We start from the raw sequence: 23,762 nt of genomic DNA on the forward strand, positions 1-23,762 counted from the left end.
CTTTTGGGGGGCACTTCACTTGTGCCTTCTTTTTATTTTTGGGTATTATGTCGATAAGTAGGAGATGATGCAGAAGTGCCTACAAAAGAGAGAAAAAGCTTGAAAGCACTTTTTGAAATTGCTATTATGCAACTTAGAAGTGGTGATTTAGAAATAAGTGAGAGTTTTGATAACTTTAAATGATGTTAACGCTAACAATCATTCTTATAAAACTAATTGACAATCATCTTAAAACGCGTTATAATAATAAAAATTTGAAAACCTTTAATTAAGTCCAGAGAGACTTTCAAGGTTACTGTAAAAAAAAGAGTTTTAACTCTAATAAAAGGTATGAGTGTGCTTTGATGTACTCTGCTTATTTTGCTGTAACCTTGCCTTCTGGCGAGGTTTTTTGTGTGAAAGGAATGTTATGAATCCAAGTTGTAAAAACAAACCTTTAGTGTTGAAAGAAGATTTACTTATTGTTAGTCAAAGAGAGATTGCTCCACGTATTTTTGAGATGACATTATCAGGAGAAATGGTCTTGGATATGGCTTCCGGTCAATTCTTACATCTGCGTGTGCCTGACCCAAGTAAATTGTTACGTCGTCCGATTTCGATTTGTCAGATTGATAAAGTTAATAAAGTGGCAACGATTGTGTATCGTGTGGAGCGTGCAGGAACAGCGATTTTATCGCAAATGAAGGCTGGTGACCGTGTTGACACAATGGGGCCTCAAGGGAATGGATTCGATTTGTCGGTGGTGACATCAGGTCAAAAAGCGTTGCTAATTGGTGGTGGAATTGGTGTACCTCCTTTGGTTGAGACAGCTAAACAACTCGCTGCTAAGGGTGTTGACGTCACTTCTGTTCTTGGTTTTGCCAGTAAAGAGGCTGTGATTCTGGAAGAAGAATTGTCAGCTTATGGCAAAGTTTATGTCACAACAGATGACGGCTCTTATGGTATTAAAGGCTATGTCTCAACGGTCGTCGATGATTTGGTGCAGAACGAAACGTATGATGCGATTTATTCATGTGGTGCGCCAGGCATGTTAAAATACGTTGACCAAAAATTTGAAAATCATCCGCATGCCTACCTGTCAATGGAATCGCGTATGGCGTGTGGTATGGGAGCTTGCTATGCTTGTGTTGTTCATTTAAAAAATGCACAAGAAGCGGCTAATAAACGTGTGTGCGAAGACGGACCGGTTTTTGAAACTGGTAACATCATCTTATAAGGAGGTCTTATGTCAGAAAATCGTTTAGCGGTCAGTCTCCCAGGGCTTGACTTGAAAAATCCAATTATCCCAGCATCAGGTTGTTTTGGCTTCGGTCAAGAATATGCTAAATATTACGATTTAGATAAGCTTGGCTCAATCATGATTAAAGCGACAACCAAAGATGCTCGTTTTGGAAATCCAACACCGCGTGTGGCTGAAACGCCGTCAGGAATGTTAAATGCTATTGGTTTGCAAAATCCAGGTGTGGATGTTGTTTTGGCTGAAAAGCTACCGTGGTTAGCGCAGCATTATCCAGAATTACCGATTATTGCCAATGTTGCGGGCTTTTCAAATGATGAGTATGCTTATGTGTCTGAAAAGATTTCAAAAGCTCCAAATGTTAAAGCTATCGAGCTTAATATTTCTTGTCCTAACGTTGACCATGGTAATCATGGCTTATTGATTGGACAAGTGCCAGAATTGGCTTATGCAGCAGTAAAAACGAGTGTTGAGCATTCTGATGTGCCAGTTTATGTTAAATTAACACCGAGCGTGGCTGATATCACAACAGTTGCTAAGGCTGTTGAAGAAGCTGGTGCAACAGGATTTACCATGATTAATACCTTGGTTGGTATGCGATTTGATTTGAAAACTCGTAAGCCAATTATTGCTAACGGTACTGGTGGCATGAGCGGTCCAGCGGTTTTTCCAGTAGCTCTAAAACTCATTCGTCAAGTGGCGCAAAGTACGGATTTGCCAATCATCGGTATGGGTGGTGTGGATTCGGCAGAAGCTGCTATTGAAATGATGATTGCTGGCGCATCAGCGATTGGCGTTGGAACAGCTAATTTTGCAGATCCATATGCTTGTCCAAATATTATTGACCGTTTGCCAGAAGTGATGGATAAATACGGCATTGAAAATCTTGAAACCTTACGATGTGAGGTTAGGCAAGAATTACGTGGAAAATAAGCTCTGCTATTTTTCCGAAAAGTCAAGTAAGTTTTTGACTTTGCCAGTAAAAAAAGATATAATATTAACAACTGAATAACCTTTAATTGAGTCCAGAGAGGCGAGAAAGGTTCGTGAAAAAAGAAGATAAAAAGTCTTTGAATGATGGGTGTTTGCTACCCTGCTTTTCGTGTAACCTCGCCCTTTGGCGAGGTTTTCTTTGTAGAAAAAGGAGAAAAAATGCACGAAAGTCGTCCGATTATTGCTCTTGATTTTCCGTCATTTGATGATGTGAAATCATTTCTTGCTTTGTTCCCTGCTGATGAAAAACTTTATGTTAAGATTGGTATGGAGCTATACTATGCAGCAGGACCAGAAATTGTCCGTTATGTTAAATCACTTGGACATTCTGTTTTTCTAGATTTAAAATTACATGACATTCCAAATACAGTCAAATCAGCTATGCGTGTGTTATCAAATCTTGGTGTCGATATGACTAATGTTCATGCTGCTGGTGGCGTTGAAATGATGAAAGCAGCGCGTGAAGGTCTTGGACAAGGTCCGAAACTAATCGCGGTAACACAGTTAACGTCAACGTCAGACGAACAGATGAAGGCTGATCAAAATATCCAAACAAGCTTAGTGGAATCTGTTTTGCATTATGCTAAGAAAGCAAACGAAGCTGGTCTTGATGGTGTGGTTTGTTCAGCACGTGAGGTTGCAGTTATTAAAGACACAACTTCTGAAGATTTCGTTTGCTTGACACCAGGTATTCGTCCTGCGGGAGCTGCTGTCGGTGATCAAAAACGTGTAATGACCCCAAGTCAAGCTAGTGCCATTGGCTCAAGCTATATTGTTGTTGGACGCCCAATTACAAAAGCGGATGATCCTGTTGCGGCTTACAAAGCCATTTACGATGAATGGAATGCTTAGTATTGGAATACTAAAATTGTTTTAGGGTTGGTATGGAGTTAACAATGAGGCAATCTTACACAGCGGTTATTGATAGACCAATCGGTTATCAAGATAGATACGGGAATAACTATCCAATCAATTATGATTACATTCCAAATCTGATTGGAGGTGACGGTGAGTGGCAAGATGTCTATATTATTTCAGAGAATATCTCAGCTCCCCTAGAAGTATTCGAAGGGGAATTAGTAGCCATTAGTCATCGTGCTGATGATGTGGAGACTAAATGGATTTTAATAACCGCTGGTGAACTAGTTACTTATGACCAAATAAAACAAGCAACCCATTTTTTAGAACAATATTTTACATCAACCATTGAGTTATTATAGAAAAGAGGAATATTATGACTTTAGCATCACAAATTGCATCAGATTTGCTTGATATTCGAGCTGTTTACTTGAAACCAAACGATCCATTTACTTGGGCATCTGGTATTAAATCACCAATTTACACAGATAATCGTGTGACGCTTTCATATCCTGAAACGCGTACATTGATTGAAAATGGTTTTGTTGAAAAAATCAAAGAAGAATTTCCTGAAGTAGAAGTGATTGCAGGGACAGCAACAGCAGGAATCCCTCACGGTGCGATTATTGCTGACAAGATGAACCTTCCATTTGCTTACATTCGTAGCAAACCAAAAGATCACGGAGCTGGTAATCAAATCGAAGGTCGTGTGACAAAAGGTCAAAAAATGGTCGTCGTTGAAGACCTTATTTCAACTGGTGGCTCTGTACTAGAAGCTGTTGCAGCAGCAGAACGTGAAGGTGCTGATGTCATCGGAGTTGTGGCTATCTTTACTTATGAATTGCCTAAAGCAACTGAAAACTTTGAAAAAGCAGGTGTTAAATTGGTGACACTTTCTAACTATACTGAATTAATCAAAGTTGCTAAGGTGCAAGGTTATATCACAGCTGACGACCTTCAATTACTACATAAATTTAAAGAAAATCAAGAAACTTGGCGTGATTAATCAAGTTTAGTATTTGGCTACTAAAGTAAAATTGCTTTAGTGGCTTTCTTGGTTTAAAGGATGAAAGGAGTAAAAAAGATGAAACTTTCTTGTACATTTGAAGATAATATTTTGCCAGACGTTTATGCTAAGAAAGCAAAGGTACAAGTAAAGGGAAATGCAGTGGTTTCTTTTCCGTTTACGATTGAAGATGTTCCTGAAAAAACGAAAAGTTTTGCATGGACATTTGTTGATTATGATTCTATTCCTGTCTGCGGTTTTGCTTATATTCATTGGGTTGTTGCCAATGTTTCAGCTGATGTAACAGTGATTTCAGAAGATTTTTCACGTCTAGACAATAAGCATGCACATGGCAAGAATAGCTTAGTTAGTAAATTACTAAATGAGGATTACTCAGACATTGACGAAGGGTATATGGGACCATATCCACCTGATAAAGACCATATCTATACCCTTACAGTTTATGCACTAGATTGTGAATTACCATTGGCAAATGGTTTCTACATGAATGAGCTATTGCATGCTATGGAAGGACATGTGTTAGCAAAAGAAAAACTAGATTTAGTAGGGAAATACTAAGACAAAAAGGAGTAAACATGCAACATTCAACTTGGCATGAGTTAATCAAAAAAGAATTGCCAGAGCATTATTTTGGCAAGATAAATCAATTTATGGATTATGTTTATCAGCAGGAGTTGATTTACCCACCACGTGAGAAAGTTTTTAATGCCATTCAGACCACTCCGCTAGAGGACGTTAAGGTGGTGATTATTGGTCAAGATCCTTATCATGGACCTAATCAGGCACAGGGATTGTCATTTTCTGTCCCAGAGAATATTCCTGCGCCACCGTCTCTTCAAAATATTCTTAAAGAATTATCAGATGATTTAGGGCAACGAGACCATCATGATTTGACACCATGGGCACAGCAAGGGGTGTTGCTTCTAAATGCGTGTTTGACGGTTCCTGCAGGACGTGCTAATGGTCATGCAGGACAGATTTGGGAGCCTTTTACAGATGCTATCATTAAAGTAGTCAATCAAAAGGAAACGCCAGTTGTCTTTATTCTGTGGGGTGGATATGCTCGTAAGAAAAAGGCGTTGATTACTAATCCAATTCATCATGTCATTGAAAGTGCACACCCAAGTCCACTTTCAGCATATCGTGGTTTCTTTGGTAGCCACCCTTTTTCGCGAGCAAATGCTTATTTAACTCAAGACGGGCTTGAAGCAATCGATTGGTTAAAATAATAGGAAAAACAGATGATTTATTTTTTAGCAAGTAATCCCATCATTTATGAAAAAAGACGTCTTAATCCCGCAAATGGTTTTGTTAATCTTTTGAAAGAACACCTGCCTAGCAAGTTTAGCGCTCTTTTTGTATGTTCGGATCCGAACGATAACACGTTTACAGATCAATATGCTGCTGATGTAAAAACGGCTTTTGAAGCCGAAAGCATGACATTTGAAAAATATGCGGTGCTGGATAATCTAACGGCAAATCAGGCTTCCAGCTTGGTAGCTGAGGCGGACTTGATTTTCTTAGCGGGTGGGCATGTGCCTACACAGAATGCTTTTCTGAATTCAGTTGGTATGCGTGAACTGCTGCAAAGCAGCGATAAAATTGTCATCGGCTCAAGTGCAGGTTCTATGAATGCGGCGGAGCTTGTTTATGCACAACCAGAAGAAGCAGGCGAAGCGATTTCAAAAGATTATCAGCGTTTTTTAGCTGGTCTTGGAATTACCCAAGTCCAGTTAATTCCACACTATCAAGAAACAAAGCATCACATACTTGATGGGCTTCGTGTTTTCGAAGATATTACCTATCCAGATAGTAATGGTCGCTGTTTTTATGCCATTTGTGACGGTAGTTTTCTGTATGGGAATGGAACTGTTGAAACGATTTACGGTGAAGCTTACCGTATCAAAAATGGCGCATTGTCGCAGATAAATGCTGAAAATGAAACTTATCAATTTAGAAAGTGAGTTTAGTATGTTATTAATTAAAAATGGTCGTGTTGTTGATCCAAAATCTGGTTTTGATCAGGTTGTAGATATTCTTGTTGACGGCAAAAAAATTATTAAAATTGCTGATTCGATTGAAGAAGCTAGCGCTGAAATCATTGATGCGACAGGGCTTGTTGTAGCACCTGGTTTGGTTGATATTCATGTGCATTTTCGTGAACCAGGGCAAACACACAAAGAGGATATTCACACAGGTGCTCTTGCAGCTGCAGCTGGTGGTTTCACTTCTGTTGTTATGATGGCAAATACCAATCCAACGATTTCAGATGTAAAAACGCTAAAAGAGGTTTTAGCGAGTGCTGCTAAGGAAGATGTGCATGTTTACACAAATGCAACTGTAACGAAAAACTTTGACGGTCAACACTTGACTGATTTTAAAGCTCTTCTTGAAAATGGTGCACTCAGTTTTTCAGATGACGGTATTCCGCTTCAAAGCACGAAAGTATTGAAAGAAGCGCTAGATTTGGCGAAAGCGAACAATACTTTTGTTGCCGTTCACGAAGAAGACCCTGAATTGAATGGTATTCTTGGATTTAATGAGCATATCGCACGTGATAAATTCCATTTTTGTGGGGCAACAGGTGTGGCAGAATACAGCATGATTGCGCGTGATGTCATGATTGCTTACGACCGTGGCGCGCATTTGCATATCCAACATTTATCAAAAGCAGAATCTGTTAAGGTGGTCGAATTCGCTCAACAACTTGGTGCTAATGTTACTGCTGAAGCAGCGCCACAACATTTCTCAAAAACAGAAGACTTGCTGTTAATTAAGGGCTCTGCAGCTAAGATGAATCCACCACTTCGTACCGAAAAAGACCGTTTAGCTGTTATCGAAGGTTTGAAATCTGGTGTCATTTCAGTGATTGCTACTGACCATGCACCACATCACGCAGATGAGAAAAATGTTGATGACATCACAAGAGCCCCATCAGGTATGACAGGACTTGAAACATCATTGTCACTTGGTTTGACGAATTTAGTAGCGACAGGTGATTTAACTTTGTCTGAATTATTGGCTAAAATGACGATTAATCCGTCATCAATGTACGATTTCGATGCAGGGTATTTGGCGGAAAATGGTCCTGCGGATATCGTTATTTTCGCAGATAAGGAAGAACGTATTGTATCAGACCATTTTGCTTCGAAAGCATCAAATTCACCATTTATCGGTGAAAAATTACAAGGTGTTGTTAAATATACCATCTGTGACGGTAAAATTGTTTATCAAGCGTCATAAAAAAAGCGGACTAGTTTTTCTAGTCCACTTTTTGTTTGCTTAAATTTAATCCCCAAGGAACAAGGTTTTCTTCATGTTTTCGAATGCGTGTGATATTGTCTTTGTGTCTAATAATGATAATACTTGCGATTAACACGATGATTAGCGTAAAGAGCAAATCGTAGTGTGGTAATAAAAAACCAAATGCTGGAAAGATAAGGACACTAACAACAGCCACAGCAGCGGCGACAACACTTGATAAGGAAATCATGCTAAAGAGATACAATGTTCCAACAAATATAATCCATAAATAAAGTAGGAACATTGGCGCAAATCCCAAAAGCACACCAGCACTAGTCGCCACAGCTTTACCACCTTTAAATTTGGCAAAAATCGGAAACGTATGTCCGATAATAGCAAAAAGTCCGATCAATATCGGAGATACTGCCGTAACACCGAGAATATGCGGAAGTAATGTGGCTACCGTTCCTTTTAACATATCAATGATAAACGTCACCGTACCAGCTTTTGGTCCTAGGACACGAAAAGTATTAGTTGTTCCTATATTACCACTGCCGTGTTCTCTTAAATTGACATGGTAAAAGAATTTTCCAATCCATAATCCTGTTGGAATAGATCCTAATAAATATGCAATCACAATCAAAACTAAAATTTTCATGTTTTCATTATATCATATTCAAGTTGGGATAGAAGAAAAATTTGAAAAATAAATGACTTGATTATTCAAAGTAAAACAATGGTAGCGCTTTAAAAATTTACAGTAAAATGAGTGAAAAAAGGCAAAATGACGTGCAAAATCGTCAGAATTTTTGATTTTTTTTTGCAAAAATCAGAAAAAACTTGTAATATAAAAAAGATGAACTATTTGGAGGTCACTTTTGGCTAAAAAAGAAATTAATGTAAATAATTATAATGACGATGCGATTCAGGTCTTGGAAGGATTGGATGCTGTTCGTAAACGTCCAGGGATGTATATCGGTTCTACAGATGCGACTGGTCTTCATCATTTAGTTTGGGAAATTGTCGATAATGCTGTCGATGAGGCGCTTTCTGGTTTTGGTAATCAGATTGACGTGATTATCAATTCTGATGGTAGTGTGACAGTTAGTGACCAAGGACGTGGAATGCCAACTGGTAAGCACGCTATGGGGATCCCAACAGTTGAGGTTATCTTTACCGTTCTCCACGCAGGTGGTAAATTCGGTCAAGGTGGCTATAAGACATCTGGTGGTCTGCATGGAGTAGGTTCTTCGGTTGTTAATGCGCTTTCTAGCTGGCTTGAAGTTGAAATCACACGTGACGGTGCCGTTTACAAGCAACGTTTTGAAAATGGTGGGAAACCAGTTACTACGCTTAAAAAAATCGGCACAGCACCAAAATCAAAATCAGGGACAAAAGTCACTTTTATGCCTGATGACACAATTTTCTCGACAATTGATTTTAAGTTTAATACGATTGCTGAGCGCTTGAAAGAATCTGCTTTCTTGCTTAAAGATGTGACATTGGCTTTAACAGATAATCGTCCGGAAGAAGCAGAACATTTGGAATTTCATTATGAAAATGGGGTTCAAGATTTTGTTGAATACCTCAATGAAGACAAGGAAACGTTGACACCAGTTATTTCAGTTACAGGTGAAGACCAAAATTTCCAAGTTGAAGTCGCTCTCCAATATAACGACGGTTTTTCTGATAATATCCTTTCTTTTGTTAACAATGTTCGTACAAAAGACGGTGGTACGCATGAAACTGGTCTGAAATCAGCTATTACTAAGGCAATGAATGATTATGCTCGTAAGTCTGGTTTGCTGAAAGAAAAAGATAAGAATTTAGAAGGTTCTGATTACCGTGAAGGCTTGTCAGCGGTGCTTTCAATTCTTGTGCCAGAAGAACATTTACAATTTGAAGGGCAAACCAAAGACAAACTCGGAAGCCCATTAGCACGTCCGATTGTTGACGGAATCGTTTCTGAAAAATTAACGTATTTCCTTTTAGAAAACGGCGAAATTGCTTCAAACCTTGTTCGCAAAGCAATTAAAGCGCGTGATGCCAGAGAAGCAGCGCGCAAGGCGCGTGACGAATCACGTAACGGTAAGAAAAATAAAAAAGATAAGGGCTTGCTTTCTGGTAAATTAACGCCAGCACAGTCTAAGAATCCTAAGAAAAACGAATTATATCTAGTCGAAGGGGATTCTGCCGGTGGTTCAGCTAAACAAGGTCGTGACCGCAAATTCCAAGCGATTCTACCATTGCGTGGTAAAGTGTTGAATACGGCCAAAGCTAAGATGTCTGACATTGTGAAAAACGAAGAAATCAATACCATGATTTACACAATTGGTGCGGGTGTTGGTGCAGAATTTAACGTTGAAAATTCTAACTACGATAAGATTATTATCATGACCGATGCCGATACTGACGGTGCTCACATTCAAACGCTTTTATTAACGTTCTTTTATCGTTATATGCGTCCGCTAGTTGAGACTGGACACGTCTATATTGCCCTTCCACCTCTTTATAAAATGTCAAAAGGTAAAGGCAGGAAAGAGCAAGTGGAGTATGCATGGACAGATGGCGAGTTAGAAGAATTACGTCAAAAATTTGGTAAAGGTGCTCAGCTACAACGTTATAAAGGTCTTGGGGAAATGAATGCTGACCAACTTTGGGAAACAACCATGAATCCAGAAACACGCACCTTAATTCGTGTAACAATTGAAGACTTAGCACGTGCCGAACGCCGTGTCAATGTCCTCATGGGCGACAAAGTTGAACCACGCCGTAAATGGATTGAGGACAACGTCAAATTCACTCTAGAAGAAAATACGGTGTTTTAATCAGTCGTTGAAAGTGACCAGTAACGCTCCATTATTTGTTTAAAATGATGAGCTTAAATTATAATTTTTGATGTAAGATAAAAAGGATAATAAACATGCCAAATGTACAAAATATGTCTCTTGAAGACATTATGGGAGATCGTTTTGGGCGATATTCCAAATATATTATTCAAGAGCGGGCTTTGCCAGACATTCGTGATGGCTTGAAGCCTGTTCAACGCCGTATCCTTTATTCAATGAATAAAGACGGCAATACCTTTGATAAAGGTTTCCGTAAATCGGCGAAATCCGTCGGTAACGTTATGGGGAATTTCCACCCACACGGTGACTCTTCAATTTATGACGCCATGGTGCGTATGAGTCAAGATTGGAAGAATCGTGCGACTTTAATTGAAATGCACGGTAACAACGGTTCTATGGACGGTGACCCACCAGCTGCCATGCGTTATACCGAAGCACGCTTGTCAGAAATTGCGGGTTATTTACTCCATGATATTGACAAAGATACGGTTCCTTTTGCTTGGAACTTTGATGATACCGAAAAAGAACCAACGGTTTTACCTGCGGCTTTTCCAAATTTATTGGTAAATGGTGCGACAGGGATTTCAGCAGGTTATGCAACGGATATTCCGCCACATAATTTAGCAGAAGTGATTGATGCGGTTGTTTACCTCATTGATCATCCTAATGCTAAATTGGATAAATTAATGGCATTCTTGCCTGGACCAGATTTTCCTACTGGTGCGATTATTCAAGGTAAAGATGGTATTCGTAAAGCTTATGAGACTGGTAAAGGTCGTGTTGTGGTTCGCTCACGCACAGACATTGAAAGCCTCAAAGGTGGTAAAAAACAGATTGTCGTTACAGAAATTCCTTATGAAGTTAATAAAGCGGTACTTGTTAAGAAAATCGATGATGTTCGTGTGAATAATAAAGTGCCTGGTATCGCGGAAGTTCGTGATGAATCCGACCGTGATGGTCTGCGTATTGCTATTGAGCTTAAAAAAGATGCTGACGAACAAACTGTTCTCAACTATCTTTTGAAATACACAGATTTGCAGGTGAATTACAATTTCAACATGGTTGCCATTGATAACTACACACCACGTCAGGTTGGTATCGTTCCAATGTTGACAAGTTATATTGCGCACCGTAAAGAAATTATCGTTGCTCGTTCGAAATTTGATAAAGAAAAAGCTGAAAAACGCCTTCATATCGTGGAAGGTTTGATTCGTGTGATTTCGATTCTTGACGATGTTATCGCGCTTATTCGTGCGTCTGAAAATAAAGCTGACGCTAAAGAAAATTTGAAAGTTAGCTATGAATTCTCGGAAGAACAAGCCGAAGCAATCGTCACATTGCAATTGTACCGTTTGACAAATACTGATATTGTAACGCTTGAAAATGAAGAAGCAGAGCTTCGTGAACGTATTACAATGCTTAAAGCCATTATCGGCGATGAACGTACCATGTACAATGTCATGAAACGTGAATTGCGTGAAGTTAAGAAAAAATTTGCTACACCACGTTTGACAGAATTGCAAGCTGAAGCTGAAACAATTGAAATTGATGTAGCAAGCTTGATTGTTGAGGAAGATACCTTTGTTAGCGTAACGAAAGGCGGTTATATCAAACGTACCAGCCCACGTTCTTACAACGCTTCGACAGTTGAAGAAATTGGAAAACGTGATGATGATGAGCTGATTTTCGTAGCACAAGCTAAGACAACGCAGCACTTGCTGATTTTCACAAATCTTGGTAATGTCATTTACCGTCCAATCCATGAATTGACTGATATTCGTTGGAAAGATATCGGTGAACACTTGTCGCAAACCATTACCAACTTTGCGACAGATGAATACGTTTTGTATGCTGAAATTGTTGATGATTTCGGTTCACAAACCTACTTTGCTGCAACAAAACTTGGACAAATCAAACGCTTTGAACGCAAGGAATTCACACCTTGGCGCACTTACAAATCAAAATCAGTTAAATATGCTAAGTTAAAAAATGCTGATGATAGTGTCGTTACCATCTCACCAATTGCGTTAGACGACGTAATGATTGTGACACACAACGGTTACGCACTGCATTTCAATATCGAAGAAGTGCCAGTCGTTGGCGCAAAAGCAGCAGGGGTCAAGGCAATCAACCTTAAAGACGATGATTTCGTAGCCTCAGCCTTTGTTGCCAATACAGATAGTTTCTTTATCTTAACACAACGTGGTAGCCTTAAACGTATGGCGACAGAGCTTATTCCAGCTACAAGCCGTGCAAATCGTGGTTTGCAAGTCTTACGCGAACTCAAATCAAAACCACATCGTGTCTTTATGGCTGGACCAGTTCATACTTCTAATGACGTGCAAAACCTTGATTTATTCACTATTAGCACAGTAGATTCTGATGATGTTGAAACATTAGAGGTTCATTCGAATAAAGGTACTGTTTACCAAGCCATTTTAGAAGATTTAAACCTTTCTGAACGTACAAGTAACGGTTCATTTATCTCAGATAAAATTTCTGATGAAGGTGTCTTTAACGCACGAATCAAATAAATTCATAAGTCGGGGAAAAGGCCCCGATTTATTTTTAAAACTAAATTTTCAGAATTTTATGAAAAACCACTTGAAAAAAGATTTAAAAAGCGTACAATAAAATAAAAACAAAGAAAGAGGATTTAACATGACAGTAGATTTAGACTGGGAAAACCTAGGATTTGCCTATCATAAATTACCATTTCGATATATTTCATATTATAAAGACGGTCAGTGGGATGACGGACAATTAACAGAAGATGCAACGCTTCATATTTCAGAAGCGTCTCCAGCTTTGCATTATGGTCAACAAGCGTTTGAAGGCTTGAAAGCTTATCGCACAAAAGATGGCTCTGTTCAATTATTCCGCCCAAATATGAATGCAGAACGTTTGCAACGCACAGCAGACCGCCTTCTTATGCCACAAGTGCCAACTGAAAAATTCATTGATGCCGCTAAGCAAGTTGTGCGCGCCAATGAAGAATTCGTCCCACCATATGGTACAGGTGCAACTCTTTATCTACGTCCTCTTTTGATTGGTGTTGGTGATATGATTGGTGTTCACCCAGCTGATGCATACATTTTCACTATTTTTGCCATGCCAGTTGGAAATTACTTCAAAGGTGGCTTAGTGCCAACAAACTTCTTGATTCAAGATGAATATGACCGTGCTGCACCAAATGGTACAGGTGCCGCAAAAGTTGGTGGTAACTACGCAGCAAGCCTTCTTCCAGGGAAAGTGGCGCACGACCGCAAATTTTCTGACGTTATTTATCTTGACCCAGCCACTCATACCAAAATTGAAGAAGTCGGTTCAGCAAACTTCTTCGGTATTACAGCGGATAGTGAATTTATCACACCGCTTAGCCCATCTATTTTGCCATCTATCACAAAATATTCGCTTCTTTATTTGGCAGAGCACCGCTTTGGCATGAAAGCTATCCAAGGTGACGTAAAACTTGATGAATTGGATAAATTCGTTGAAGCTGGTGCTTGTGGTACAGCAGCCGTTATTTCACCAATCGGTGGTGTTCAACATGGAGATGACTTCCATGTCTTTTATAGCGAAACAGAAGTAGGTCCTGTAACCCGTAAACTTTATGACGAGCTTGTTGGTATCCAGTTTGGTGATATTGAAGCTCCAGAAGGCTGGATTTACAAAGTTGACTAAAAAATGAAAGCTTGCTCTTGCAAGCTTTTTCATTTTCATGTAAAATGGGTAAAGTGAGGTGAAAGAATGAGCAAAAAAGATAAGAAAATCGAAATTCAACTAGCTGATGCTAAGGTTGAAATCAATAACGCCAAAGTTGAAGGCTACACTTTGACAGCTGGTAAAAAAATCATTGGTGAAATCGCTGAATTAGATGGTAAGTTTGCAATTGTCAAGAATGGAGAAGTCGGAGCCTTCTTCAAGACATTAGAACAAACGATTGAAAGTATTATTGAAAATTACAATCTTAATCGCTAAAAAAAGCCGAAAAGTACTTGCAAGAGGACAAAAACTATGTTAGAATAGTTTTTGTTGTAACGGAAGGGTAGCGAAGAGGCTAAACGCGGCGGACTGTAAATCCGCTCCTTCGGGTTCGGGGGTTCGAATCCCTCCCCTTCCATTCTAAGAAAAGTCTTAGGTTGTACATTATTTTTGGGGTATAGCCAAGCGGTAAGGCAAGGGACTTTGACTCCCTCATGCGTTGGTTCGAATCCAGCTACCCCAGTCAAAGGTATCAAGTTTCGGCTTGACACCGTCAAAGATAAAAGTTGTTGTCGTTGCGGGTTACCTTGAGAAATATTATTGTTGTCAAAAGTTAGCACTAGCTAGCTTTTGTTGGAGGATTTTTTAGAATGAATGAATTTGAAGATTTGCTAAACAGTGTTAGCGAAGTAAACCCTGGTGATGTGGTCACTGCGGAAGTTTTAACTGTTGATAATGATCAAGCAAACGTTGTTATCGAAGGGACAGGTGTTGAAGGTGTCCTTACACTTCGTGAATTGACTAACGATCGTGATGCTGACATTAATGACTTTGTTAAAACTGGCGACACAGTTGAAGTTCTTGTTCTTCGTCAAGTTGTAGGTAAAGATACTGATACAGTTACTTTCCTTGTCTCTAAAAAACGCTTGGAAGCTCGCAAAGCTTGGGATAAACTTGTTGGTCGTGAAGGTGAAGTTGTTACTGTTAAAGGTACACGTGCTGTTAAAGGTGGTCTTTCAGTTGAATTTGAAGGACTTCGCGGATTTATCCCAGCTTCAATGATTGATACTCGTTTTGTACGTAATACCGAAAAATTTGTTGGTCAAGAGTTCGAAGCTAAAATTAAAGAAGTTGTTCCAGCTGAAAACCGCTTCATCCTTTCACGTCGTGAAGTTGTTGAAGAAAAAGCTGCTGCTGCTCGTAACGAAGTATTCTCTAATCTTGAAGAGGGTGCAATTGTTAAGGGTAAAGTTGCTCGCTTGACAAGTTTTGGTGCTTTCATCGACCTTGGTGGTGTTGACGGACTTGTTCACGTGACTGAGTTGTCTCACGAACGTAACGTGTCACCTAAATCAGTTGTTTCTGTTGGTGAAGAAGTTGAAGTTAAAGTTCTTTCAATCGACGAAGAAGCAGGTCGTGTATCACTTTCACTTAAAGCTACTACACCTGGACCATGGGATGGTGTAGAACAAAAACTTGCTACTGGTGATGTTGTTGAAGGTAAAGTTAAACGTTTGACTGACTTTGGTGCTTTCGTTGAGGTATTACCTGGTATCGATGGACTTGTTCATATCTCACAAATTTCACACAAGCGTGTTGAAAATCCAAAAGATGTCCTTTCAGTAGGTCAAGAAGTTAATGTAAAAGTTCTTGATGTTAACGCAGCTGCAGAACGTGTATCACTTTCTATCAAAGCTCTTGAAGAACGTCCAGCACAAGCTGAAAACGAAGAAAAACGTCAATCTCGTCCACGTCGTCCAAAACGTGAAGCTAAACGTGATTACGAACTTCCAGAAACTCAAACTGGATTCTCAATGGCTGACTTGTTTGGCGATATTGAATTATAATAATAAGTTAGAAAAGACTTGTTTAATAGGTCTTTTCTTTTTACTTTGATGTGGTATAATATAATAAGTTGCCACTCTTAGTGTAATGGATATCACGCAAGATTCCGGTTCTTGAAATAGGGGTTCGATTCCCTTAGGGTGGAGAGTTATAGTATACTTGAAAAGCCTTGAAATCAAGGCTTTTTAAGTATACAAATGTATTTATTTGGAAGATTTTTAGACTTATTTAAAGGCATTTTCCGAAAAAATATTAGAGTACTGTTGTTATAATTTTTATGTGTGAATTGGTCATAATTTTTTTGATTAACTATTATTTTGATTGTGAGATTTTATAGTTTGATTTTCTATATAATAAAAAGTCTGAGAAAACATCTCAGACTTTTTATTATACTAGTGCTACTTTAGAATGATTTGAGCAACAATTGGACTAATAATAACATATACGATTCCAGTCACACCAATGGCGAGACCAGCCATTGCACCTTCGACATGACCATATTTTAAGGCGGTCCCTGTTCCGATAGCGTGTCCTGTACCACCTAGGCTTAACCCAATCGCTACAGGGTCATCGATTTTTAAAAGTTTTAGAAAAACTGGAGCAAGAACACTAGTTAAAATTCCAGTAATGACAACAACGACAAGGGTAACTGTTGTAATTCCACCCATTTTGTCGATAATTCCAACTGCCATAGCAGTTGTTACAGATTTTGGAAATAAAGAAACAGCTAAGAGGTATTTAATTCCAAAAGCTTTAGCGATAAGTGCTGTGAATGTAGTGTTAACAATACAAGCGATTAAAATGCCTGATAGAATGCTTCTGATGTGATGTTTCATTAGGTGGAATGACCGATAAAGCGGTATTCCAAGTGCGACAGTTGAAGGAACGATAAGCATGTTGAGGTAGCTACCTCCAACGTAATAGTCGGTATACGAAATATTACTTATTTTTAGAAAGGTGATAATGAAAAAAGTCGCTAGAAGTAATGGTGTTGTAATTGGATGTGGAAAACGTCTAAAAATTAGCATTCCCATTAAATATGCAAGAATCGACACCATTATACCAAAGATTGGACTTGTAATAACCTCATTCATGACGGACTCCTTTATCGACGTAATCTCCTTCAAAATGTTTTTTGATTAATTGCACAACAAAACCGATAACGGCAACATTTAGGAAAATAGCACCTAAAATAATGATAGTGATAGGAAGTAAATAATTCTTAATATCGTTAAATTTTTCCATAATTCCGACAGCTGCGGGCAAAAAAAGAATGGTCATATTATTCAATAAAAAATTTCCGACAACGTCGATGTGTCTAAGGCGGATAAGTTTAAATTCGAGCGCAAGAAAAAGTAGCACTAGCCCAATAATGCTACCAGGAACGGGTAAATGCAACAAATTTGAAATTGCCTCTCCAATGAATGAAAAGACCAGAATAATCATAAATTGAACGTATAACTTCATTAGTAAACTCCTTCGTTATAAGTCTACTACTATGTTGGAATTTTTCAAGGTTATTGAAACGTTTACATGAAATTTTCATGTAAATATGATGAATGTTATTGTGCTAGCAAAAGTAATCTGAAGCTAATTTAGAAATAAAAGTAGGGCAACTCAAATCACCCTAACCTTGAATTTAATGTAAAATTATTTTGATAAGATCGCCACCAAAAATCCAAATATAACTATACGAAAGAATGGAAATTGGTTTTGTGAGCATGATAATTAAAATAAAACGCTTTAGAGAAATACGTGTCAGTCCAGTAATCATCACCAATACATCAGCAGGAGATATCGGTGACAACATACAAAGGATAAAAAATGTCTCAAATCCCTTTGTTTCAAGTCTTGCTTCGTATTTGTAAAAAGTTTTTTCATTAACAAATAGCAAAATAAATTTTCTTCCATAGATACGGACGAGCAAGAAGAGGATAATACTTCCAATGATAATTCCAAGATAATTGTACAAAAAACCGAGCCAAGGATCGAAAATAAGGAAGCCAGCTACGGTTGTTACACCACCAGGAATAATTGGGAAAACAACTTGAAAAATTTGAACTAAAACAAAAATTAACGGTCCCCAGAATTGGTGACGGTGGACAAAATCTTTCAAGGCGTTGCTATCATTCAAAATCCCTAATCGGTAAAACCAAACCACTAAAGCTAAAGTACCAATCAAGGCTAAAATTCCTAAAAACTGGATTAGTCGCTGAAAAAACACATAGCGCTTAGATATTTTCGTTTTCATAATTTTATCATATCATAAGTGATGTTTTTTTGCTATTTTAAACTTTATCTGTTATAATAGTCAAAGTGGTTTTCCACTATTTATAATATCTGGGGTCGTTACGGATTCGACAGGCATTATGAGGTACATTTTGCGACTCATCGGCAGATGTAAAATTGCCAGTTAAATATAACTGCAAAAAATACAAATTCTTACGCTGTAGCTGCCTAAAAACCAGCTCGCGTGATCTCTACAGAATTGCTTGTGTTTTGCTAGAGGTTTCATTGATTAACAAGCTACATTTGGTTATTGTCTAGCTGACCAAAAAGAGATTAATAGACTCGCTTAATCTAGGTTTGAGTTATGTATCGAGTTTAAGTTAAATAAAAAACATAACCTATGGTTGTAGACAAATGTATTGGCAGGTGTTTGGACGTGGGTTCGACTCCCACCGGCTCCATCAAAGCTTTTCATAGTTTAGTAAAGTTTCCCAAAACGTTGATATATCAACGTTTTTTATTTTTGTGTTTTGTCTAGTTTTGCTTTTCACCCAGATACAAAAACAGACCAAATTGGTCTGTTCAGACTGGCTGATATTTCTATTGAATGTTTAGCTTGTTTTTCAATAGATAGTTAGTCGAAAAGTAAAATACAATTCCTTCGATAAGACATTCAATCCCAGAATAAATAAAAAGATTAATACTAATATCAAATGTGTCTTTTGTGAGTTGACCACTAATCGTTTCAGATAAAATAATGACGATAATAGCAATAGTAAAGTAAGCAACAAAACTCATGAGCACGCGTCTATCTGTAAATAATTGTCCAACAGCAATAGAAAGATAAATCATTAAAATACCTGAAAGACTTGATAGAATGAAACAAATGAAAATAATTAGCCATTCAGTTGGTGTAAAAAGAGATGCAAAGTAAGGAAGAGCCATTAAAAATTTTCCTACACCAGAGATTGGTAAAATGAGAAATGTAATTCCAATTGCTAAAATAATTGCATTGAACACAGTCCATATAAGAGAAGCAAGGAGTTTTGATAAGATAAGTTGATGAGATGAAACAGGTAATGTTAGTGTCAGATACCCTTCGCGCCCAAAGACGTTTTTATAAAATCGGCGAATAATAATGACAAAGGTTGCAATCCAAGCGCCGGCAACTAGAATACCAAAGATTAAACTTAGAATAATTGGGATAAGTTGAGTGAAGTGTGTTGAACTGATTTCAGAACGAGTCTGAGCATATGTTTCAAGAGATTTTATACTAAAGCCAAGAAAAAACGAAATGGCAATGACTGAGGCATTGAGAGCAAAGTACCATTTGCCAACAGATTTTAGCTCATATTTTAAAAGTTTTGAAAACATAATTTCCCCCTAAGCTTTATATTTTTCACGAAAGAGTGAGTCGATTGATTTACCATATTCTTCACGAATATCATCGGTATTTCCTTGTAAAATAACTTTTCCTTCTTTGAGGAAAACGATTTCATCAAGGATTGGTTCGATTTCAGCAATTAGATGTGTTGAGATAATCACTGAAGCATCTTCACGATAATTATTAATAATTGTGCGTAGGATGTATTCTCGAGCTGCTGGATCAACACCACCAATTGGTTCATCAAGAATGTAGAGCTTAGCTTGCCGGCTCATAACTAAAATAAGTTGAACTTTTTCTTTGTTTCCTTTAGATAGATTTTTGAGTTGTTCATTGGGATTAAGACCTAAATCGTCTAAGAGATGTTCAGCTTGTTCACGCGAGAAATCGGTATAAAAATCCTCGAATAATGTTAAGGTATCCTTGATTTTCATATTTTCTCTCAAATAAGAGGTATCAGGTAAATATGAAACAATTTTTTTCGTTTCCACGGAAGGGCGATAACCGTCAATGACAATGTCTCCAGTGGTTGGCTGAAGAAGGCCATTTATTAATTTGATGAGTGTTGTTTTCCCACTACCGTTTGGACCTAGTAAACCAATAATTTTACCCGTAGGAAGGTTGAGTGTAATATCGTCAATAGCCACATGCTTTTTGTATTTTTTGGTAACATGATGCAGTTGAAGCAGTTGTGTCATCCTAATTCTTCTCCTTAATATAAGATTCTAATACTGATGTGATGTCGTTGATTTGAAAACCCATTTTTTGCATATTATTAACAAAAGATTCGAGTTCAGCCTCAGCAACTTCGCGACGTTTTTGCATAATAAGATCTGTATCTTCTGTTACAAAACGCCCTGATGTTCGTTGAGAGTAAACCATACCTTCTCGCTCGAGTTCTGAAAAAGCACGTTGCATGGTGTTAGGATTGACACCAGCTTCCTCAGCAAGTTCACGGACAGTTGGAAGTTGGTCACCATTTTTTATTTCTTGACTGATAATTTGCATTTTAATATGCTGTGCAATTTGAACATAAATAGGTGATTTTTCATCAAATTTCCAGGACATACCATACCCCTTTCTATTAATTTTCAAAGAAGTCTTGTACTATATAAATAGTACAGAAATAAATTTGAAAAGTCAAGGAAACTATCATCTTTATTTCCTATTTATATTAAAAACTAAATTAAATATTATTTTAGTGTATAATGGAACTAAGTTAATTAACCCGAAAGGAGCATTTTTATGTTTGCCCAGTTAGACACGAAAACTGTCTATTCTTTTATGGATAGCTTGATTGACTTAGAGGGGTATGTTAAAGCGGCTAAATCTTTAGGTTATCAAACAGTTGGAATTATGGACAAGGATAATCTTTACGCAGCTTTTCATTTTATTGAAGAGGCTAAAAAACAATCCTTGCAGCCTGTTGTTGGGTTAGAGTTATCTTTTGCCGTTGAGGAGACACTATCGTTAAAACTCTACCTACTTGCACAAGATACAACCGGTTATAAAAATTTGATGAAGATTTCGAGTAAACAGATGTCTTCAGGCATTCAGCTAGGCGAACTCTTTAATTATTTAACTGGTGTAGCCATAGTAGTGCCTTATTTTGAGAAATTAGAGACATTGTCGCTTCCTTTTGATTACTACATTGGGGTTGATGTTAATTCGCCTCAAAAAGCATATGAAAAGCCAATTTTTCCACTTTATACGGTTCGTTATTTTGAAACTAATGAGGTGGAAGCTCTCCACATGCTACACGCTATTCGTGATAATATTAGCTTAAAAGATGCGCCGCCTGCACCTCAAGGACAAAATCTGTTAGCTTGTGATATTTTGACACAAGCGTTTAGAGAGACATTTCCGCAAGCGTTAGAAAATCAGGAAAAGCTTATATCAAACATTCATTATGAGTTTGACACAGATTTAAAATTGCCAAGATTTAATCGTCAAAAGCTAGCACAGGAAGAATTGATTGAACGAACAGAAGCGGGATTGCGAGCTAAAAATTTGTGGCTGCCAGCTTATCAGGAGCGTTTAGAGAAAGAACTATCAATCATCCATAAAATGGGCTTCGATGATTATTTCTTAATTGTCTGGGACTTGTTGCGTTTTGGTCGAAGTCATGGTTATTATATGGGAATGGGACGTGGTTCAGCTGCAGGGAGCTTGGTTTCTTACGCCCTTGATATTACGGGGATTGACCCAGTCAAAAATAACTTACTTTTTGAACGTTTCTTAAATGAAGAACGCTATAGCATGCCAGATATTGATATTGACTTGCCAGATGTGTATCGTAGCGAGTTTCTTCATTATGTACGTGACCGTTACGGAAGTTTACATTCAGCGCAGATTGTGACGTTTTCAACCTTTGGAGCAAAACAAGCCATTCGTGATGTTTTTAAACGGTTTGGGGCTCCTGAACATGAGTTGACAAATATCACGAAAAAAATCAGTTTCAGAGATACTTTAACATCGGTTTACGACAAAAATCTTTCTTTTCGTCAGATTATTAATTCCAAAATTGAATACCAAAAAGCATTTGCAATTGCAAAACGTATTGAAGGCAATCCACGTCAGACCTCTATCCACGCGGCAGGGGTTGTTATGAGCGATGATAATTTAACAGAACACATTCCGTTAAAAACTGGCGAAGACATGATGATTACGCAGTATGATGCTCAAGCAGTTGAGGCAAACGGTCTTTTGAAAATGGACTTTCTTGGCTTGCGTAATTTGACATTTGTTCAACGTATGCAAGAAAAAGTTGCTAAAGACTACGGAGTTACTATTGACATTAAATCAATAGATTTAGAGGATAAAAAGACTTTAGAATTATTTGCAGCTGGAAAGACTAAGGGAATCTTCCAGTTTGAACAGGCTGGAGCAATTAATCTTTTGAAACGTATTCAACCATGCCGATTTGAAGATATTGTTGCAACAACTAGTTTAAACCGACCAGGTGCTAGTGATTATACTGAGAACTTCATTAAACGTCGTTTTGGGCAAGAAGAAGTGGATTTGATTGATCCATTAGTAGCATCGATTTTAGAACCAACCTACGGTATCATGCTTTATCAAGAGCAGGTCATGCAAATTGCTCAAATTTATGCAGGCTTTACCCTTGGAAAAGCGGATTTGTTACGCCGTGCCATGTCTAAGAAAAAGGTTGATGATATGCAAAAAATGGAAAGTGATTTCTTAGAAGGAGCGCAACAATTAGGGCGTCCGCTTGAAGCGGCAAAGGATTTATTTAGCCGTATGGCAAAATTTGCTGGATATGGTTTTAATAGAAGCCACGCTTTTGCCTATTCAGCTTTAGCTTTTCAACTTGCTTATTTTAAGGCCCATTATCCTGCTGTTTTTTACGATATCATGTTGAATTATTCTAGCGCTGACTATATTACAGATGCTCTAGATTCACAATTTAAAGTTAAAAAAATCGATATCAATACCGTTCCTTACAACAATAAAATTTCAGATGGATACATTTACCTTGGTTTAAAAAATCTAAGAGGTGTTCCACGTGATTTATGCTACTGGATTATCGAAAATCGCCCGTTTAATAGCATTGAGGATTTCTTAACACGATTGCCAGAGAATTATCAAAAAATGGATATGATTACACCTTTGGTAGAAGTTGGTGCCTTTGACAAATTTGACAGAAATCGCCGAAAAATCATTGAAAACCTAGAGCCCCTTTTTATCTTTGTCAATGAGCTTGGTAGTCTATTTTCGGATACATCTTATAGTTGGATTGAGACCGAAGATTATCCAAATGCTGAAAAATACCGCTTAGAGCAGAGTTTGTTAGGCGTAGGAATTAGCCCACATCCACTATTAGAAATCGCAAGACAATCCACAAAAGGTTTTACAGCACTAGCAGATTTGCAAGAAAACACCGAAGCAACCATCTTGGTAGAACTTAATCAGATTCGTGTCATCAGGACAAAAACGAAAGGTGAGCAAATGGCATTTTTGAGTGTTACAGATACTCAGAAAAAATTCGATGTTACTTTGTTTCCAGAAACCTTTGTGCGTTTCAAAGATAAGCTTCAAGAAGGAAGATTTTATTATTTTACTGGAAAAATTCAGAATCGAAATAACCACTTGCAGATGATTTTAAATCACATTCAAGAGGCAAGTAGTGAACGATTATGGCTCTTACTTCCAAATCATCTCCACGATAATGAGATTTCTGAGATATTATCACAATATCCTGGAAACATTCCAGTGATTTTACACTATCAAGATAGTAAGCAAACATTGCAAAGTCAAAGACATCTGGTTCAAAGGACAACTGAGCTTATTGAAGCATTATCAAGCTATACTTTGAAAACGATTTATCAATAAAAATTAAATAAAGTGAAGCTTTTTACAAAGTAATGTGCT

General features: G+C 37.9%; 22 protein-coding genes, 3 tRNA genes and 1 other RNA gene. 19 read left to right on the forward strand and 7 right to left on the reverse strand.

Translation table 11 applies throughout. The annotated features are described in order from the left end of the window. Nucleotides 1–409 precede the first annotated feature (409 nt). The 9 genes from CCC20_RS10575 to CCC20_RS10615 all read left to right on the forward strand — a co-directional run bounded on the left by CCC20_RS10575 (nt 410) and on the right by CCC20_RS10615 (nt 7,358). Nucleotides 410–1,216: a dihydroorotate dehydrogenase electron transfer subunit gene (locus CCC20_RS10575; RefSeq protein ID WP_069788991.1), complete on the forward strand. Its 807-nt coding sequence runs from the start codon at nt 410–412 to the stop codon at nt 1,214–1,216. A 9-nt stretch (nt 1,217–1,225) separates the two neighbouring features. After that, nucleotides 1,226–2,170, forward strand: a complete 945-nt coding sequence (locus CCC20_RS10580) for a dihydroorotate dehydrogenase (RefSeq protein WP_117575633.1) — start codon at nt 1,226–1,228, stop codon at nt 2,168–2,170. A 219-nt stretch (nt 2,171–2,389) separates the two neighbouring features. Then, on the forward strand, nt 2,390–3,082 hold the full coding sequence (gene pyrF / locus CCC20_RS10585) for an orotidine-5'-phosphate decarboxylase (RefSeq protein WP_003064530.1): 693 nt from the start codon (nt 2,390–2,392) through the stop codon (nt 3,080–3,082). A 44-nt stretch (nt 3,083–3,126) separates the two neighbouring features. After that, nucleotides 3,127–3,450 carry an inorganic diphosphatase gene (locus CCC20_RS10590; protein WP_013851753.1) on the forward strand — a complete coding sequence of 108 codons (324 nt, stop codon included), beginning with the start codon at nt 3,127–3,129 and terminating at the stop codon, nt 3,448–3,450. Between the two features lie 14 nt (nt 3,451–3,464). Continuing rightward, complete coding sequence (pyrE, locus tag CCC20_RS10595; RefSeq protein WP_003064536.1) at nt 3,465–4,094, forward strand: orotate phosphoribosyltransferase; 630 nt, start codon at nt 3,465–3,467, stop codon at nt 4,092–4,094. 78 nt (nt 4,095–4,172) lie between these two features. Then, entirely contained in the window at nt 4,173–4,673 is a 501-nt protein-coding gene (locus CCC20_RS10600) for a YbhB/YbcL family Raf kinase inhibitor-like protein (RefSeq protein ID WP_117575636.1), read from the forward strand. Nucleotides 4,674–4,690: 17 nt separating this feature from the next. Then, nucleotides 4,691–5,344, forward strand: a complete 654-nt coding sequence (locus tag CCC20_RS10605; RefSeq protein WP_003064542.1) for a uracil-DNA glycosylase — start codon at nt 4,691–4,693, stop codon at nt 5,342–5,344. A gap of 12 nt (nt 5,345–5,356) precedes the next feature. Then, the gene (locus tag CCC20_RS10610) at nt 5,357–6,079 is read left to right on the forward strand and encodes a Type 1 glutamine amidotransferase-like domain-containing protein (RefSeq protein WP_117567297.1); all 723 of its coding nucleotides are present in this window, start codon (nt 5,357–5,359) and stop codon (nt 6,077–6,079) included. A 7-nt stretch (nt 6,080–6,086) separates the two neighbouring features. Beyond that, nucleotides 6,087–7,358 (forward strand): dihydroorotase, encoded by a 1,272-nt coding sequence (locus CCC20_RS10615; RefSeq protein ID WP_117567295.1) that lies wholly within the window; start codon nt 6,087–6,089, stop codon nt 7,356–7,358. A gap of 19 nt (nt 7,359–7,377) precedes the next feature. Here the strand turns inward: CCC20_RS10615 and plsY are convergent, their stop codons facing one another. Beyond that, on the reverse strand, nt 7,378–8,016 hold the full coding sequence (gene plsY / locus CCC20_RS10620; protein WP_117567293.1) for a glycerol-3-phosphate 1-O-acyltransferase PlsY: 639 nt from the start codon (nt 8,014–8,016) through the stop codon (nt 7,378–7,380). 220 nt (nt 8,017–8,236) lie between these two features. On the opposite strand from plsY, the gene parE reads away from it, so the two are divergent. From parE to CCC20_RS10660, 8 genes are all read left to right on the forward strand, one after another. Then, a complete protein-coding gene (parE, locus tag CCC20_RS10625; protein WP_069788989.1) occupies nt 8,237–10,186 on the forward strand; it encodes a DNA topoisomerase IV subunit B in 1,950 nt (649 codons plus the stop codon). Nucleotides 10,187–10,281: 95 nt separating this feature from the next. After that, complete coding sequence (gene parC, locus CCC20_RS10630) at nt 10,282–12,741, forward strand: DNA topoisomerase IV subunit A (protein ID WP_117575638.1); 2,460 nt, start codon at nt 10,282–10,284, stop codon at nt 12,739–12,741. Nucleotides 12,742–12,868: 127 nt separating this feature from the next. Beyond that, entirely contained in the window at nt 12,869–13,891 is a 1,023-nt protein-coding gene (locus CCC20_RS10635) for a branched-chain amino acid aminotransferase (protein WP_003064556.1), read from the forward strand. Between the two features lie 66 nt (nt 13,892–13,957). Further along, nucleotides 13,958–14,188: a DUF2969 domain-containing protein gene (locus CCC20_RS10640; protein WP_003064559.1), complete on the forward strand. Its 231-nt coding sequence runs from the start codon at nt 13,958–13,960 to the stop codon at nt 14,186–14,188. A gap of 61 nt (nt 14,189–14,249) precedes the next feature. After that, nucleotides 14,250–14,330 (forward strand) — tRNA-Tyr (locus tag CCC20_RS10645). A 33-nt stretch (nt 14,331–14,363) separates the two neighbouring features. Next, nucleotides 14,364–14,435: transfer RNA gene (locus tag CCC20_RS10650), tRNA-Gln, on the forward strand. A 127-nt stretch (nt 14,436–14,562) separates the two neighbouring features. Beyond that, nucleotides 14,563–15,759: a 30S ribosomal protein S1 gene (gene rpsA / locus CCC20_RS10655; RefSeq protein WP_013851758.1), complete on the forward strand. Its 1,197-nt coding sequence runs from the start codon at nt 14,563–14,565 to the stop codon at nt 15,757–15,759. Between the two features lie 71 nt (nt 15,760–15,830). Further along, nucleotides 15,831–15,902: transfer RNA gene (locus tag CCC20_RS10660), tRNA-Arg, on the forward strand. A gap of 253 nt (nt 15,903–16,155) precedes the next feature. Here the strand turns inward: CCC20_RS10660 and CCC20_RS10665 are convergent. The 3 genes from CCC20_RS10665 to CCC20_RS10675 all read right to left on the reverse strand — a co-directional run bounded on the left by CCC20_RS10665 (nt 16,156) and on the right by CCC20_RS10675 (nt 18,008). Then, nucleotides 16,156–16,851, reverse strand: a complete 696-nt coding sequence (locus tag CCC20_RS10665; RefSeq protein WP_287180229.1) for an LrgB family protein — start codon at nt 16,849–16,851, stop codon at nt 16,156–16,158. Next, nucleotides 16,844–17,224, reverse strand: a complete 381-nt coding sequence (locus CCC20_RS10670; RefSeq protein WP_013851759.1) for a CidA/LrgA family protein — start codon at nt 17,222–17,224, stop codon at nt 16,844–16,846. The genes CCC20_RS10665 and CCC20_RS10670 overlap by 8 nt, the downstream gene beginning before the upstream one ends. Nucleotides 17,225–17,396: 172 nt before the next feature. Next, entirely contained in the window at nt 17,397–18,008 is a 612-nt protein-coding gene (locus CCC20_RS10675; protein WP_003064566.1) for a TVP38/TMEM64 family protein, read from the reverse strand. A 91-nt stretch (nt 18,009–18,099) separates the two neighbouring features. On the opposite strand from CCC20_RS10675, the gene ssrA reads away from it, so the two are divergent. Then, nucleotides 18,100–18,450: a transfer-messenger RNA gene (gene ssrA, locus CCC20_RS10680) on the forward strand. 136 nt (nt 18,451–18,586) lie between these two features. Here the strand turns inward: ssrA and CCC20_RS10685 are convergent. The 3 genes from CCC20_RS10685 to CCC20_RS10695 are packed head-to-tail and all read right to left on the reverse strand — an operon-like array spanning nt 18,587 to nt 20,438. Then, on the reverse strand, nt 18,587–19,360 hold the full coding sequence (locus tag CCC20_RS10685) for a hypothetical protein (protein ID WP_003064568.1): 774 nt from the start codon (nt 19,358–19,360) through the stop codon (nt 18,587–18,589). A 9-nt stretch (nt 19,361–19,369) separates the two neighbouring features. Further along, entirely contained in the window at nt 19,370–20,068 is a 699-nt protein-coding gene (locus CCC20_RS10690) for an ABC transporter ATP-binding protein (RefSeq protein WP_013851760.1), read from the reverse strand. A gap of 1 nt (nt 20,069) precedes the next feature. Next, complete coding sequence (locus tag CCC20_RS10695; RefSeq protein WP_003064572.1) at nt 20,070–20,438, reverse strand: GntR family transcriptional regulator; 369 nt, start codon at nt 20,436–20,438, stop codon at nt 20,070–20,072. A 177-nt stretch (nt 20,439–20,615) separates the two neighbouring features. Between CCC20_RS10695 and CCC20_RS10700 the strand changes: the two genes are divergently transcribed. Next, the gene (locus CCC20_RS10700; RefSeq protein ID WP_287180233.1) at nt 20,616–23,723 is read left to right on the forward strand and encodes a DNA polymerase III subunit alpha; all 3,108 of its coding nucleotides are present in this window, start codon (nt 20,616–20,618) and stop codon (nt 23,721–23,723) included. Nucleotides 23,724–23,762 lie beyond the last annotated feature (39 nt).

The organism is Streptococcus sp. LMAG:39 (assembly GCF_008680485.1).
GTDB classification, from domain to species: domain Bacteria; phylum Bacillota; class Bacilli; order Lactobacillales; family Streptococcaceae; genus Streptococcus; species Streptococcus pasteurianus.